The 14,876-nt window shown below is 62.2% G+C and carries 9 protein-coding genes and 5 pseudogenes; 6 read left to right on the top strand and 8 right to left on the bottom strand.

The annotated features are described in order from the left end of the window. Positions 1 to 247 precede the first annotated feature (247 nt). The 3 genes from NLY43_RS00070 to NLY43_RS00060 all read left to right on the top strand — a co-directional run bounded on the left by NLY43_RS00070 (position 248) and on the right by NLY43_RS00060 (position 6,241). Positions 248 to 3,223 (top strand): caspase family protein, encoded by a 2,976-nt coding sequence (locus NLY43_RS00070; protein ID WP_023807391.1) that lies wholly within the window; start codon positions 248 to 250, stop codon positions 3,221 to 3,223. Between the two features lie 444 nt (positions 3,224 to 3,667). Beyond that, positions 3,668 to 4,435, top strand: a complete 768-nt coding sequence (locus NLY43_RS00065; RefSeq protein WP_023681482.1) for an NAD kinase — start codon at positions 3,668 to 3,670, stop codon at positions 4,433 to 4,435. A 192-nt stretch (positions 4,436 to 4,627) separates the two neighbouring features. Then, on the top strand, positions 4,628 to 6,241 hold the full coding sequence (locus tag NLY43_RS00060) for a DEAD/DEAH box helicase (protein WP_031196539.1): 1,614 nt from the start codon (positions 4,628 to 4,630) through the stop codon (positions 6,239 to 6,241). A 166-nt stretch (positions 6,242 to 6,407) separates the two neighbouring features. Here the strand turns inward: NLY43_RS00060 and NLY43_RS00055 are convergent, their stop codons facing one another. Then, on the bottom strand, positions 6,408 to 7,301 hold the full coding sequence (locus tag NLY43_RS00055) for a LysR family transcriptional regulator (protein ID WP_023691233.1): 894 nt from the start codon (positions 7,299 to 7,301) through the stop codon (positions 6,408 to 6,410). Positions 7,302 to 7,419: 118 nt separating this feature from the next. Between NLY43_RS00055 and NLY43_RS00050 the strand changes: the two genes are divergently transcribed. Next, on the top strand, positions 7,420 to 8,304 hold the full coding sequence (locus NLY43_RS00050) for an NmrA/HSCARG family protein (RefSeq protein WP_023691232.1): 885 nt from the start codon (positions 7,420 to 7,422) through the stop codon (positions 8,302 to 8,304). Between the two features lie 47 nt (positions 8,305 to 8,351). Beyond that, positions 8,352 to 8,621: a DUF2798 domain-containing protein gene (locus tag NLY43_RS00045; RefSeq protein ID WP_023667468.1), complete on the top strand. Its 270-nt coding sequence runs from the start codon at positions 8,352 to 8,354 to the stop codon at positions 8,619 to 8,621. A 253-nt stretch (positions 8,622 to 8,874) separates the two neighbouring features. On the opposite strand, the gene NLY43_RS00040 is transcribed toward NLY43_RS00045, so the two are convergent. From NLY43_RS00040 to NLY43_RS00025, 4 genes and pseudogenes are all read right to left on the bottom strand, one after another. After that, positions 8,875 to 9,465: a hypothetical protein gene (locus NLY43_RS00040; protein WP_286459397.1), complete on the bottom strand. Its 591-nt coding sequence runs from the start codon at positions 9,463 to 9,465 to the stop codon at positions 8,875 to 8,877. A gap of 237 nt (positions 9,466 to 9,702) precedes the next feature. After that, positions 9,703 to 10,353: a YiaD family glycine zipper/OmpA-like lipoprotein gene (locus NLY43_RS00035; RefSeq protein WP_023667470.1), complete on the bottom strand. Its 651-nt coding sequence runs from the start codon at positions 10,351 to 10,353 to the stop codon at positions 9,703 to 9,705. A 149-nt stretch (positions 10,354 to 10,502) separates the two neighbouring features. After that, a pseudogene (locus tag NLY43_RS00030) lies at positions 10,503 to 10,870 on the bottom strand (GFA family protein). Positions 10,871 to 11,016: 146 nt separating this feature from the next. Next, positions 11,017 to 11,899 (bottom strand): annotated as a pseudogene (locus NLY43_RS00025) (LysR family transcriptional regulator). 102 nt (positions 11,900 to 12,001) lie between these two features. On the opposite strand from NLY43_RS00025, the pseudogene NLY43_RS00020 reads away from it, so the two are divergent. Next, positions 12,002 to 12,868, top strand: a pseudogene (locus NLY43_RS00020) (NmrA family NAD(P)-binding protein). Between the two features lie 55 nt (positions 12,869 to 12,923). On the opposite strand, the pseudogene NLY43_RS00015 reads toward NLY43_RS00020, so the two are convergent. The 3 genes and pseudogenes from NLY43_RS00015 to prfB all read right to left on the bottom strand — a co-directional run. Continuing rightward, positions 12,924 to 13,318, bottom strand: a pseudogene (locus NLY43_RS00015) (hypothetical protein). 285 nt (positions 13,319 to 13,603) lie between these two features. Further along, positions 13,604 to 14,022 (bottom strand): annotated as a pseudogene (locus tag NLY43_RS00010) (GFA family protein). Between the two features lie 117 nt (positions 14,023 to 14,139). Continuing rightward, on the bottom strand, positions 14,140 to 14,876 hold a 737-nt coding region (prfB, locus tag NLY43_RS00005; protein WP_286459392.1), incomplete at its 5' end, for a peptide chain release factor 2.

Raw genomic sequence — 14,876 nt, 5'->3', positions numbered from 1 at the left:
CTCGAGTCCCTAAGTTCCCTTCGTCCTGGTGATCATTCACCGGCGAATGCCGGCTGACCAACTCGGTATCTCGGGCAACGGTATTAATTACTAAACATACAGTCAATATCTTTTAGCGACACAACTGCATCATCGGCACCGGCAGTGCGCCGGCGAAGCCGACATGATATGGTCAAGGTTGGGCCATTGATGAATTGGGGCAAGCCGTGGCGTGAGCGCCGCAGCCTGCAGGGCTTGGATCACGGTCATGCGCCTTTTTCTGGCGGTCGTGCTGCTGATGACCATGGCGCTCTTCTCCGCTGCGCGCGGCGAAGAGCGGATAGCGCTGGTTGTCGCCAATCCGGCCTCTGAGGGCTCACCGGCAATCGCCAACGCCGACCTCAGTGCCGAACTCGTTGCAGCGACACTACGATCGCTTGGCTTCACCGTCCGGCAGGTGTCGGATGGCGACCGCGCCGATGTCGCGCGCGCCATGCATGATTTCGCCCAATCCCTGGCCAAACCGGACTCCGTCGGCATCTTCTACTATGTCGGCCACACCGCGCAGGCCAACGGCAGGAACTATTTACTGACGCGCGGCACCCGGATCGATTCAAAGGAAACGGTCGACCAGACGGCATTGCCCCTCGATCTGTTCATGCAGGCGCTCGAGGCAACCCCGACATTGAAGGTGGTTCTGCTCGACAATCCCGGCGATGGCCACAACCCTACTTCCGGCGTGATGCAGGGTCTGGCGGCGGTCGATCCCCTCACCCACGCCATCGTCGCTCTGTCGGCCAAACCCGGAACCGTTGCACTGGGCGAAGCCCGCCCCGTCACCGTATTTGCCGATGCGCTCACCGCTGCGCTGGTCAAGCGCGGCGCGGACATAGCCATCATCCTCGCCTCGGTCAGGCAAACCACTATCGACAAAACGTCAGGCGCCCAGTGGCCATGGATGGCATATGGCCGCTCGGCAGACGCTGCCTTTGTGCTGACGCCGGACCAGGTGGCCGGCGCGGCACCGGCGCTGCCGCTTGTGCCGGAACCGGCACCGCCGGCGATGGCGAGCGGCGGCTACATCTCCGGGAGTGGCGGTTGGGAGCCTGATGGCAGCGACTACGCCGATGGCAGCGGTCAGGAGCCCTACCCCATGGACGTTGCACCGGGCTCCGGCAGTCCCGATGCCGCGATGGGCGACAGCGCCAAGGAGGCGGCGCTCTACGAGGAATACAAACGCCAGGAACAGCAGCGCCAATTGCAGGAAGAGCAGGCTCGGCAACGATACGAAGAGGAAAAGCAACGTCTTGAAGACGCAGCTGTGGCCGCTGCCCAGAACAATCTCGGCGGGACCTATCCGCAGGATGGCGGAGCCACCGGCGCCGAACCGCCCCCCGATAAGGCAGGGATCCCCCCTGAGGACGGCATGACATCGGCCCCGCCACCCGCGACCGGCGCCGAAAGTCCGCCGGAGGCGCAGGCGCCACCGAAACCAGCGCCGCCGCCCATCGACCAGGCGCAAAGCCCTCCTTCCGGCGGCGCCCTTCCACAACCCGAGACGGGCGCTGTCGAGGTGGTGCGCCATCCAACCATCGATGCGCCGGATGAGATTGTCGCCGGCGAGACGGTGACCGTTTCGATCGCCCTTACCGAAGAGCAATTCACGCCCGAAGTGAAGGTGAAGGCAGCGCCGGGCTCGTCGGTGACGGAAGATGGCGCCCTGGCCATGGCGATGCCGGCGGGAACCGAGCAATGGCCGATCGATATCGATCTGTTCGCCTCCGGCTTCGATCTCGCTGACGGCGGCAAATGGAGCCGACGGACGACGCTCTACCGCCAGGGCGACAGCGACTTCGTCCGCTTCGACGTCAAGGCGCGGCCGATCGCCAAGGACAGCAAGCCGGCCCAGTTCATCGCGCGCATCTACAGCGCCGGGAGGTTCCTGGGATCGGCATCGCGGTCGGTTATCATTCGCCGCACCGCGCCTGTCGAGGCAGCCGCTCTGAGCGCCACAGCCGAACGCTCCGCAGCACCTGCCATGCTGATGCTGGCCGCAGCGGCGCCGCAGCCGGCGGTAACTGGCAATGTGACGCTCGGCGGCGCAGCCGGCGATGACGTCCCCGATCTCGACGTGACCATCCTCTATGACGATCCGAGCGGGCTGGGTTCGGGGCAGATCATCATCCATTCGCCGCATCTGGCCGGTCCGGTGACCGATACGTTCTCGACGCCACCTGAGATGGCGGCATGGCTGGACTCCGAATACCGCCGCCTGCTGCAGCTCGGATTGAGCCTGCGCGGCGCCGTTTCGCTGCAGCAGCCTGCCGCAAGCAGCGATACGGGGGCGCAAAAGCGCTTTGTCACGCTCGCCGCCGAAGGTTTTGGCGATGCGCTCTACCGCGACTATGTGCCGAAACCGTTCAAGGACGTGTTCTGGTCGCTGCGCGGCAAAGGCGAACTCCATTCGATCCAGATCACCTCGAACAGCCCGACGCTGCCCTGGGAATTGATCCGCCCGCGCAGCGCCGACGGCGCCGTCGCCGACGGTTTTCTCGGCATGGGCTACCGGCTGGCGCGCTGGGCTCCGCGCAGCAGTGCCTCACAGGTCGACAACCCGCTCGACCGCATGACCTTCACCGGCGTCGCGGCCGTCGCGCCCTCCTATCTCGACAAGCGCTCGCTGCGCTTTCAGCAGGACGAGATCGCGGCGCTGAGCAAGCTTTACGGCTACCGCCGCTTCGATGGCGATTTCACCTCTTTCGAGAAACTGGTCGGTGAAGTCTCGACCGGTTTCATTCATTTCTCCGGTCATGGCGAGGTCAACCAGCCGAGCAGTGGCCGGCCGGTCTTTGCCATCGATCTCGTCGACCAGTCGCTCGACCCCGATACATGGGCCGCGCTGGTCGCGGCCGCGCATGGCAAGGGCAATCCGTTCTACTTTTTCAACGCCTGCGACACCGGCCGTTCGCAGATGCTCGGCGGTTTCGTGCAGGGCTGGGGTCCGGCGGTGCTGGCGGGCGGCGCTTCCGGCTTCATCGGCGGCATGTGGCCACTGACCGACCGCGCGGCAGCGGCCTTCTCGACCGATTTCTATGGCGGCATCAGCACGCGGATCAAGGACGGGCCGGTCTATCTGGCCGAGATCCTGCAGGATGTCCGCAGAGAATTCTACCGGACCGGCGATCCGACCTATCTCGCCTACACATTCTACGGCAACGCCAATCTGAGGATTGTCGGGCAGTAGGCGACGGATCGTCGTTGGCGGATTGGCTTCGCCTACAATGCGTTTTGCGGGCATGGCACGCCGGCGCCGCCGCAGCGTGAGGCCATCGGCCTGGAGCTCATGTCTTCGGACTGCCGCACAAGCTCCGCAAAGAGAAGGGCGAAACTTCCCATCACAAGGAAGACGATAATCAGGCGTGTCACCGGCAATAGACAGGTCTCGACTGGCTAGCCCCCCAGCCACCCATCCTCTGTCGGCTAACATGATCGATCAGGCTTTACGAGTGCTTAAGCTCGCACTTAACCATCACATTCGCCGTTCCGGCGACATGAAGCGCGAGCCGCCGATTTCGTTTCGCCGCGGCCGCAACTGGCCCGGACGATGCCTCCCTTTGCAGATGCGCTTGCCCATGCTACCCCACGCAACCGCCGCCGACCGCCATCGGCCGACCGCCATCGGAATGTCATGAGCAAAGCCAATCTCGCCTTCGTCTCCTCCGACACTGCCGATGCCAAGGCGGCGATGGAGAGCCTGTCGGCCCGCTATGGCCAGGCATCCTTCGACGACGCCCAGGTGGTGGTGGCACTGGGTGGCGACGGCTTCCTGCTGCAGACCTTGCGCGACACGATGAGCACGGGAAAGAAGGTCTACGGCATGAACCGTGGCACCATCGGCTTCCTGATGAACGAGTACCGCGTCGGGGGCCTCACCGAGCGCATCGCGGCCGCCGTCGCCGAAACGATCCGCCCGCTGGAAATGCTGGCGTTGACGCATGAGGGCGAGACGGTTTCGGCACTCGCCATCAACGAGGTGGCGCTGTGGCGTCAGTCCTACCAGACGGCAAAGATCCGCATCACCGTCGACGAGCAGGTCCGCATCGAGGAACTGAACTGCGACGGCGTGATGATCGCGACGCCGGCCGGCTCCACCGCGTACAATCTTTCGGCGCACGGGCCGATCCTGCCGCTGGATGCGCCGTTGCTCGCGCTGACCCCGGTCAGCCCGTTCCGGCCGCGCCGTTGGCGGGGTGCCTTGTTGTCAAACAAGGCGACCGTACGCTTCGATATTCTGGAGTCGGAAAAGCGCCCGGTGAACACCGCCGCCGACCACACCGAGGTCAAGGCGGTGGCTTCCGTAACGGTCCGCGAATCGCCGACTGCGACGGCAACGCTGCTGTTTGATCCCAACCATTCGTGGAACGAACGCATTCTCGCCGAGCAGTTCCGCTATTGAGCCGGCGCAAAGAGTGACTACCTAATTAAGCATCGCGATTAAGCTTACGTTTTCACAATCGTGCCAATCCCGCCCGTTTCTGTTGACAAATCGCGGGCTTGCGCCTAATCGCAATACCAATCTTGCAGGCACGCTGTGCTTGCCGCGACGGATGCCGTTGCGCTTCCCCGAACCAGCCAAAGACAGCAACTCTTGTCCTCAGACACCACGACCGCTCTAGAAGCGTTGACCTTTTCAGACCTCGGCCTGTCGCCCAAGGTCCTTTCCGCAGTCACCGATGCGGGCTACACCGTGCCGACGCCGATCCAGGCTGGCGCCATCCCGCATGCCTTGCTCGGCAAGGATATTCTGGGCATAGCACAGACCGGCACCGGCAAGACGGCTTCCTTCGTGCTGCCGATGCTGACCCGCCTCGAAAAAGGCAGGGCCCGTGCCCGCATGCCGCGCACGCTGATCCTCGAGCCGACGCGCGAGCTCGCCGCGCAGGTCGAAGAGAATTTCATCAGATACGGCAAGAACCACAAGCTCAACATCGCGCTGCTGATCGGCGGCGTCTCCTTCGACGAGCAGGACAAGAAGCTGGAGCGCGGCGCCGACGTGCTGATCGCCACGCCCGGCCGTCTGCTCGATCACCGCGAGCGCGGCAAGCTGTTGCTCAACGGCGTCGAGATCCTCGTCATCGACGAGGCCGACCGCATGCTGGACATGGGCTTCATCCCCGACATCGAGCGCATCTGCGAGATGATCCCGTTCACCAGGCAGACGCTGTTCTTCTCAGCGACCATGCCGCCGGAGATCACCAAGCTCACCGAGAAGTTCCTGCATGCGCCGGTGCGCGTCGAGGTTTCCAAGGCGGCATCCGCTGCCACCAACATCATCCAGCGCCTGGTCAAGTCCGGCTCCAAGCCGTGGGACAAGCGCGAGACGCTTCGCAATCTGATAAAGGCCGAAGACGCCGAGCTGAAGAACGCTATCATTTTCTGCAACCGCAAGGTCGAGGTCGCGGAGCTGTTCCGCTCGCTGCTGAAGTATGATTTCGACGCCGGCGCCCTGCATGGCGACATGGACCAGCGCGCCCGCATGCAGATGCTGGCCAATTTCCGCGATGGCAAATTGCGCTATCTCGTGGCGTCCGACGTCGCCGCGCGCGGCCTCGACATTCCCGACGTCAGCCACGTCTTCAACTACGACGTGCCGATCCACGCCGAAGACTATGTCCACCGCATCGGCCGCACCGGCCGCGCCGGACGCTCGGGCAAATCCTTCACCATCGCCACCAAGTCCGACACCAAATACATCGACGCCATCGAGCGGCTGATCGGCAACAAGATCGAGTGGCATGACGGCGACCTGTCGACCGTGGTCGCCAGCGAAGGCGGCGAGGACGAAGCGCCCCGCCGTGGCCGTGGCGCTCCGCGCCGCGCCGGCCGCAAGGACGAGGACCGCAAGGCCCATGATCGCAAGGAGGGTGGCGAGCGCAAGCCGCGCGAACGCCATGCCAAGCGCAGCGACGACGCGCCAGCGGCAGATGCCGCGCGCGAGGAACAGCCGGTGGTAGCCGAGGCCGCGGTCGCCGACATCGGCGAACGGCATCAGCGCAAGGAAGCGATCCGCTCCGAAAACAGCGACCGCAAGGTCTCCGATCGCAACAACGAGAACCGCGCCCCGGAACGCGGCGACACAAGGCCGCAGCGCGCCAGCAACAGCCGCCCTGCCCGCGGCAACAACCGCGGTGAAGACAATGACGGCACCGTCGGCTTCGGCGACGACATGCCGGCCTTCATGAAGATCGTCGCCAAGGTCTGATTCCATGAGCCGCGGCGTCCCGAGGACGCGCGGCTTTCCTGGACGCGATTGGGATGCGAGATCTGGAGCCCGCTCAGGATCAATCAGCGCCATGCGCGGTAATCGCAAGACAGGCTCGATCTGCCCGATCTCTTCCGGCCTGGAGCGCTTCAAATACCCGTCGATGCTACAGGCTTTTGAGTTCCAGGCGGGATGCCAATAAATCCAGAAATGCCCGAACCTTGGCCGAAGATGACCGGCCTTCCTGCCACAAGGCATGGATCGGCACCGGTGCCGGCTCGAATTCCGTCAAAACCAGTTCGACGAGACCGTCGTCGACCAAATGTCTTATCTGCCACAGAGGCGAGAAGCCCAAACCCAGTCCGTGGATTGCGGCGGCATAGACCGAGGTCATCAGATTGGAGCGAAAAGCGCCTGCGACCTTCACGGTCCGGGGTTTCCCGTCGATCTGAAACGTCCATTCACCTGGACGCTCGTTAGCGGTTCTGATGATGCAACTGTGCTCACTCAGCTGGAAGGGATGGGCCGGCCGGTCGCACCGCGCGAAATAGGAAGGCGCGCCGAACACAACGCGCCGCAACGCTCCCAGGCGTTTGGCTTTCAAGTTGGAATCCGGCAAATCGCCGATGCGTATTGCCAGGTCGAGACCTTCGGCGCCAAGATCGGCAAATCCATCGGAAAGTTGAAGATCGACCTCGACCCGGGGAAATGTCCGCATGTATTCCGCGATGACAGGCATCAGGACGTTCGGGCCAAACAGAACCGGCGCCCCGATGCGCAGGACGCCTGCCGGCTCCGATCGTTGATTGATCGCCTGAAGTCTTGCGTCGTTTATTTCGTCGACCGCGGGTTTGATCCGGTTGAAAAAGGCTGCTCCGACTTCACTTGGTGTCGAGCGACGCGTTGTCCTGTGGATCAGCTCGACGCCGACTGATTGCTCCAGTGCCGCCAGGGACCGGCTGACCGACTGCAGCGAGCGGTTCAGCCGATGTGCGGCAGTCGTCAGACTTCCATGCTCGACGATCGCGATGAAAGCCTCGAAATCGTCCATTCGGCTCATGCATTCTCCCGACATTCGACATAATATATCGCAAAAACGGGTAATTGTAACGACAATTGCGACGTCGTACCTCTCTGCAAGTTGTCCGCGAGGACAGGCTTGATGGAAGGAAATCGTCATGCAAGTAGCCAATCCAACTGTTCTGGTTGTTGGTGCCACAGGCCGAGTTGCGGGACTTGTCGTGCCTGAACTTGTCCGCCGCAATGCCAATGTTCGAGCGCTCGTTCGCGACCCTGCGAATGCCGAAAAGGCCCGGAAGGTGGGGGCATCCGAGGTTGCGACAGGAGATTTGCGAAATCGTCAGAGCCTCGAAAGGGCGGTCGCGGGCGTCGACGGCGTCTTTCACATTGGGCCGGCTTTTGCTCCCGATGAAGCAGCCATGGGCGTTGCCATGGTTGAGGCCGCCACGCGAGCAGGAGTTCGAAAGTTCGTCTTCTCGTCGGTGATCCAGCCTACCAATACGCGACTGAAGAACCATGCCAGCAAGGTGCCTGTCGAGGCTGCTCTCTACTCGACGACGATGGAATATACGATTCTGCACCCTGCCAATTTCATGCAGAACCTCGCAGCGGCCTGGCCGTCCGTCGTTGAACATGGTGTTTTCTCGGAACCGTTTCCAAAGACGGCGAAGCTGGCCCGCGTCGACTACCGCGATGTCGCTGAGGTGGCGGCGATCGCCCTAACCGAAGCGCGATTGTCCTACGCGACCCTCGATCTGTGCGCTGACGGCATGCACAGCCGGGAAGACATCGTTGCGATGATGAGTGAGGAACTTGGCAGACCCATCTCTTCTGGTGAGCCGACATTTGGCGAGTGGGCGGCCGAGGCACGCCTTCCCTACAATGACCGCCAAATGCAGGTGCTGGCCAAAATATACGCCCACTATGCCCACTATGGCCTTGGCGGAAACAGTCTGACATTGCGCGCCGCCCTGGGCCGCGAACCGCGTTCGTTGCGCGGCTTTATTCGAAACCTTGCCCAGCAAATGGCGCAGGCCGCCTGACTGCGCCCAGCCGCGCATACTTCCACTTTTCGAGAAGGAGATAGGTGATGCGACCGTCATCCCACAAGGTTTTGAAATCGAGGAAGCTACCGGCCTCCTACAATGCGCTGGTAATGCCATTCGTACTTTCCATCCTGATGTCGTGCATTGTTTCCGCGGTAGCGACGCTGATCAATGCGGGCTGGACAACCGGTTTCGTGGCGACCTGGCCGTATGCATGGGGAGCATCATGGCTAGTGGGCTTTCCAAGTCTGCTGCTGGTCTTGCCGATCGTGCGCCGTATCGTTGCGGCAATTGTCGATCAGCCGACCTCGTAGGCCTTGATTACGGAGTCCGACATGCCAAACAAGAACGGCCCTTGCGGGCCGCTTTTACCTTCGACTGACGGCTCGCAGCGCCATTGTCGACTTCCGCGACCAGATACCTGTCTTCATGCGGGCAGCCTTCATGCGCGCCGGCCTCATGCCGATCGTCGTCCGAGCCTGATCCCGAGCGCTCTCAAATGCAGCCGGCCAGCTTGCACTCTTGGCACGCTCCTATCCTGGCCCGTCCGTCACATCGGGCCGGGCATCATCTTGGTCGGTTTTCCAGCATCGGAAACTCTGCCTTGCTGCATTTCACGTTCGGGTTGGTCGGACTGAACATGCCGTTCGGATTGTCTCTGAACAGCCAGGCATGAAGGTCGTAGTGGACGAACTCCCTCGGAATGAGCGGATAGTGCCCTTCCATCGGTCCCATGAAGGTCTGGCCAAATAGTTTTGGAGGTTCCTTGGTGTCTGGCGTCAGGGGCATCAGCCATTCCACGCCAACCAATTTCAAGCCTTTCTTGGTCGGCTCGTAGATCAGCACATTGGGGCGCATCGGATCGAGTTTCTGACCGACACTCGGGACGTTGACGAAATGGATGCCCATAGCGCCCTTCGGATAGTCCATTGCGCCCTCGATCCTGTCCCCGCTGTAATAGACACACCCGACAGTCGACAGATAAAGGTCGCGGACGGCGACCGTGTAGTCCTCATATTTGGCGAGCGATTTCTTCAAAGCTTCGATGTCGGCTTTGTTGGCGTCCTCGGCTCGAGCCGTGGCGGCTGCGCACCAAGCTGAGGCCAGACCTGTCAAAATGAGGACGCCGCAGCGCCCAAGACGAGCTGTTCTTGTCATGCATTCCTCCCAGATTTCCCTTATCTGGCCGTGCAGGACCGGGGCCGACTAAGTGACTGCGCGGCCGTTTGTATCGCCCCATCCCCTCTGGAACCGCGCCAATGCTAATCCCTTCCAAGGTCTCCGGAAAGGGATTATTAGAAATCTCTAATGCATTAGACCTTTTGGCGGACCACAGGAGCCCAAAAAGAAAGCGGCCCCTTGCGGGGGCGCCTTCGCATTTCGATGCCGAACAATTCAGGTCAGCGGCGAAAGCTGGATCTCGACGCGCCGGTTCTGCGCACGGCCGGCCGCCGTTCCATTGGACGCGATCGGACGGGTCTTGCCGAATCCGGTGACGGCGAAGCGGCGCGAATCGACACCTTGGCCTGAGAGATAGTTGGCGACCGCCAATGCGCGGCGCTGCGACAGATCGAAATTGTGTTCGTCGCCACCGGTCGAATCGGTATGGCCGAACACGTCGACCGTGGTCTGCTTGAACTTCTTCAGCACCAGCGCAACCGAGTTCAGCACCTGGTAGAAGCCGGGCTTCACCGCATCCTGGTCGACGTTGAAAGTAATGTCGGACGGCATGTTGAGGATGATCTGGTCGCCGGTGCGGGTGACGCTGACGCCGGTGCCTTCGAGTTGGCGGCGCAGTTCAGCCTCGTTCTGGTCCATGGTCGCGCCGATGGCGCCGCCGGCCAGCGCGCCGATACCGGCGCCGATCAGCGCGTTGCGGCGGTCATTGCCGCCGGCAAGCAGGCCGAGGCCCGCACCCGCCAGGGCGCCAAGGCCGGCGCCGGCTGCGGTGTTCGAAACCTTCTGCTCGCCGGTGTACGGATCGGTCGTGGTGCAGGCACTCACCAGCACAGCCGTCGCAACGGCGACGAGCACAGTCTTTTTCATAGAATCGTCCCTCTCCAAAGCGCGGCCTTTGCGGCTCGCGCATATAAGCCCTTCTCGGGTCTTGTAACATGAAATGCGGCGAAAAACCGAGCGGCGAAAGCGGCTTTTCCCGCTCGCGCCACTCTTCCGCTTCGGTGGCTGGTGCTGGCCTACCAGAGGTTCTTGCCGTCAATGACGACCACCTCGACCTTATCGAGGTCGAAATCGTCGAACAGCCGCGAATTGACTGATATCTTGGGATTGTCGAAGTCCGGTTTGCCGGTCGACCAGTCCGGCGTTTCGGTGAAGGTGCCGCAGCCGCAAATGGCGCAAACCCGTGTTTGACGGTCTTCGATCCCCATTGATAGAAGGAAACGTTTTCCGGCGAGCTGGTGAGCTTGAATTGCGACGGAACGTAGTAAGCCCACAGCGAACCGCGCTTGGAGCAGAACGAGCAGGTGCATTGTGTTACCGTCTCGGGCGCCTGCGAAACCTCGAACGTCGTCGCCTTGCAATGACAGCTGGCCTTGATGGTCATGAAAAGCTTTCCTCTCCGTTGCCGCCACCCATGCGGCAAGGCACCATAAAGGAAGGCTCCTGACAACTGTCTGTCAGCAGGCGCCGGTCGATCGAGCCGAGCGGCGATCTGGCCGAAGCGGACCCGTCGTCACCTCCCAATCGTCGTCACCTGCCGATATAGGCGGCCAGTTCGTCCGGCGTCCCGTTTGGGAAAGCCTGTTTCAGAAAATCCAGGAACGCCGACACGCGCGCGCTGAGCAGCCGCCGCGACGGGTAGAGCGTCCATAGAGAGATCTCCGGGCCGTCGATATCCCCCAATTCACCAGTGTGCCGTCAGCCAGGTCGTGGGCCACCAACGAAATGGGAAGCCGTCCTGCGCCGATGCCGGCTCGCACCGCATCCCGGACCATGATGAGCGTCGACAAGGCGAGGACCGGCTCGATTCTAAGTGTTGCCCGGCCACCTGGTGTCTTCACCTGCCATGTTTGCCGCTCGCCCGTCCCGCGCGCAACGCCAGGAGCGGCGAGCCCGTCGGCCGGGCGAGGAGGTCCGGGCTCGCGACGACGACCAGGCGGTCGTGGAGAAACGCCCGTCCGACCAGGCTTTCATCGGGATCCGGATTGACCCGGATTACCAGATCGTAGCCTTCCTCGATCATGTCGACATGCCGGTCTTCGGTGGTCACTTCAAGCCTCACTCAGGATACCTCAGGGCAAATCCCGCAGCGATCCTCCCATGCAGTCTGCGAAAAATGCAAAGGCGCGCTGATCCGCAATCTGCCCTTGGGTCTCTGACCGCCAAGGCAATCGCCGATGCCGTCTCGTCCAGCTCGGCAAGCAACGCCCCCGTCCGCTCGAGAGCGCCCGTCCTTCTTCGGTCAGCTTCAGGTTACGCGCACCCCGTTCGAACAGACGCAGATCGAGACTGCTTTCCAATTCGCCAACGCGCCGGGACAATGTTGCTTTGGGCCGGCCGGTGGACCTTGCCGCTTTGCCGAAGCCGCCATGGCGAGCCCGAGGTTAAAATCGGCAAGGGCTAAAAGATCCATGACTGTCCCACCAGTGAGACGACGTGTCTAAAATTGCCGTCTACTGGGCTCTTTGTGAGCCACACATATTGGGGCTGTCAAGCAACCCAACAGGAGAATTCCATGACCATTCTCGTTACCGGCGCCACCGGCAATATCGGCCGCCAAGTCGTCGAACAGTCGCCAAGCACGGCGCCGGTGTGCGTGCTCTCGTGCCGATCCGTCGGAAAGCCAGTTTTCCGGCAGGCGTATCCGTCGCGCAAGGCGACTTTCTCCGATGTCGAATTCGCTGCGCAAAGCCATGTCTGGCGTTTCCACGCTGTTTCTCTTGAACGCCGTGGTGCCGGACGAATTCACCAGGCTTTGATCGCCTTGAACGTCGCCCGATCGGCCGGCATCGAGCGGATCGTCTATCTCTCGGTGATCCACGCTGACGTCATGTGAACGTGCCCGCATTTCGCGGGCAAGTTCGGCGTCGAGCGAATGATCGAACACATGGACTTCAAAGCTACGATCTTGCGCCCGGCCTACTTCATCCAGAACGATCTGACGTCGAAGACGTCATCACCGGCTACGGCACCTACCCAATGCCGATCGGCCCCAAGGGTCTCGCCATGATCGACGCCCGCGATATCGCCGAGATCGCCGCCCTTGAGCTGCTGCGTCGCGACAGTCAAGGAGCCGCTTGCGTTCGAGAGGATCAACCTCGTCGGTCCGCAGACACTGACCGGGACGGACATTGCCGCAATCTGGTCAGACGTACTCGCCCGCCCGATCAGCTACAGCGGCGACAATACGGAGGGTTTTGAGCAAAATCTCAAGCAGTTCCTGCCCGCCTGGATGGCCTACGACATGCGCCTGATGGGCGAGCGTTTCTTCACCGACGGGATGCTGCCCGAGGCCGGCGACGTCGAGCGCCTGACGGCACTTCTGGGTCGCCCACTGCGCCCGTATCGCGACTTCGCCTCGGCACTCGCTGCTTCCGTCTGACGCAAGCGCCTTCAGCCACCAAGGCCGGCCTTCCGATGAGAACTGCCAACAGAACTCAGTAGGAACGCGGTGGCACGAACAGGCAGATCGTCTTGCCTGCGTCGAGGCCGGCCTGATGCGCGCACCAGTGGAAATCGCCGTCGGGTGAGTCCTTGACCCGCTTGTCGCTCATCGGAACGACCTCCCCCGTTCCGGCGATGACATAGCCCTCCGGCTTTTCCAGCACCTCGCCGGTATGGGTGGTGCGGCAGTCGTAGTTTGCGCAGCAGGCGAAGGGATAACTCCAGCCTTGCGGCTTCGCCGCCGTAGGCTTGGCGTCATGGGCGAAGGCGGGTGCGGTCAGCACCGCCGCAAGCATCGCGATTGCAAAGATCGGGGTCACGAACAAGGAAAACAGGAGTCGGCAGCCGGTTGAACGGCTCTGGCCGATCGGAGAGTGGCAGCAGACATGGAAGCGTTCCTTTCAAACGAGCATCAAGCGTTTCGCTTGCCCGTTCCCGGAACGTGTCTTCCCAGTGGCCGGATCGTCAGGTCGCAGATATGCCGCGTCCGGCCATAAATGCTTTTCTCTTCCAGCCCTCGGATGCTGGCTGATTCCTAGGCCGGCGCAAGAAGTTGCTGCGCGAGGCCGCACATCTACGCCGCTATCTGCAACCGCTGACGAGATCCAAGGCCAGGCTCAACTCCCGGCAGACGGGCAACGAAACAACGGGATTGGCCGTATGTGGTTCCAGCCTATGCGTCGCCTGGACCGGCGATCACATGCCCTTCATATTGCGGCAAGTCGTCGGCGATGGTGAACCATGGCGCCTTGGAGCCGACGAAGATGTGCGCGGTCGGCCGGATCGTCGGATCGTCGACCAGCGTGCCCATGGCGACATGGACATAGGCGCCGTCGCGGACCAGCGAATACAGCAACGAGCCGCAGCGGCTGCAATGCGCATCGTGGCCGCTGTCATCGCCGAAATGGATGAGCCCGTGATGCCCTTCGGCAAGGGCAAGTTTCTCGCGCTCGATGCCGGCGAAGGCTTGAAGGCGGAACCTGTGGTGCGCCGGCAGTTCGAACAATGGCAGATCGCGGCATAGACGAACTCGTCCGCCACTTCATACTGAACCGTGCCGCAAAAGCATTTGCCGGTGAGCCTGCGACTCATGGTTCCTCCTTCGCTCCCCGCCAAGGGATGTTCTTATTCAAGTCAGCCGACTCGAAAGTGGCGGAAGCGCAGGTATCATCCATTCGCAGGCCGGCCTCAGCTGAATATGAACATATCCTAGTCGAGGTCGGCCACGGCTTCACCGGCACCACCCTCGATGCGCTGCGACAACGAGGCTTCCATGAAGTCGTCGAGGTCGCCGTCGAGCACGCTCGAGGGGCTGGTGCTCTCGACGCCGGTGCGCAGGTCCTTCACCAACTGGTAGGGCTGCAGCACATAGGAACGAATCTGGTGACCCCAGCCGATGTCGCTCTTCGACGCTTCTGTGGCATTGGCCACCGCTTCGCGCTTCTTCAGCTCTTCCTCGTAAAGGCGCGAGCGCAGCATTTCCCAGGCCTTCGCCTTGTTCTTGTGCTGCGAGCGTTCGGCCTGGCAGGCAACCGCGATGCCGGTGGCGATATGGGTGATGCGAACCGCCGAGTCCGTGGTGTTGACGTGCTGGCCGCCCGAACCGGATGAGCGGTAGGTGTCGATGCGTACATCCGATTCCGAGACGTCGATCTCGATCCTGTCATCGACGACCGGGTAGACCCAGACGCTGGAGAAGGACGTGTGGCGGCGCGCATTGCTGTCATAGGGTGAAATGCGGACCAGGCGATGAACGCCCGACTCGGTCTTCAGCCAGCCATAGGCATTGTGGCCCTTGATCAGGAGCGTGGCGGACTTGATGCCGGCCTCTTCGCCGTCATGGACTTCCAGCACTTCGACCTTGAAACGGCGACGCTCGGCCCAGCGCGTGTACATGCGCAGAAGCATCGAGGCCCAGTCCTGGCTCTCGGTGCCGCCGGCGCCGG

The sequence above is a fragment of the Mesorhizobium sp. C416B genome, from assembly GCF_030323165.1.
Taxonomy (GTDB): Bacteria; Pseudomonadota; Alphaproteobacteria; order Rhizobiales; family Rhizobiaceae; genus Mesorhizobium.
Note: the sequence above shows the minus strand (reverse complement) of the source record. Positions and strands in the feature narration are given on the sequence as shown.

What these genes read in the sequence shown, in the direction of transcription:
- NLY43_RS00045 (WP_023667468.1), top strand. Translation starts at nt 8,352, where the DNA reads ATGCGACCGTCATCCCACAAGGTTTTGAAATCGAGGAAGCTACCGGCC.
- NLY43_RS00035 (WP_023667470.1), bottom strand. Translation starts at nt 10,353, where the DNA reads ATGAAAAAGACTGTGCTCGTCGCCGTTGCGACGGCTGTGCTGGTGAGT.
- NLY43_RS00065 (WP_023681482.1), top strand. Translation starts at nt 3,668, where the DNA reads ATGAGCAAAGCCAATCTCGCCTTCGTCTCCTCCGACACTGCCGATGCC.
- NLY43_RS00070 (WP_023807391.1), top strand. Translation starts at nt 248, where the DNA reads ATGCGCCTTTTTCTGGCGGTCGTGCTGCTGATGACCATGGCGCTCTTC.
- NLY43_RS00050 (WP_023691232.1), top strand. Translation starts at nt 7,420, where the DNA reads ATGCAAGTAGCCAATCCAACTGTTCTGGTTGTTGGTGCCACAGGCCGA.
- NLY43_RS00040 (WP_286459397.1), bottom strand. Translation starts at nt 9,465, where the DNA reads ATGACAAGAACAGCTCGTCTTGGGCGCTGCGGCGTCCTCATTTTGACA.
- NLY43_RS00055 (WP_023691233.1), bottom strand. Translation starts at nt 7,301, where the DNA reads ATGAGCCGAATGGACGATTTCGAGGCTTTCATCGCGATCGTCGAGCAT.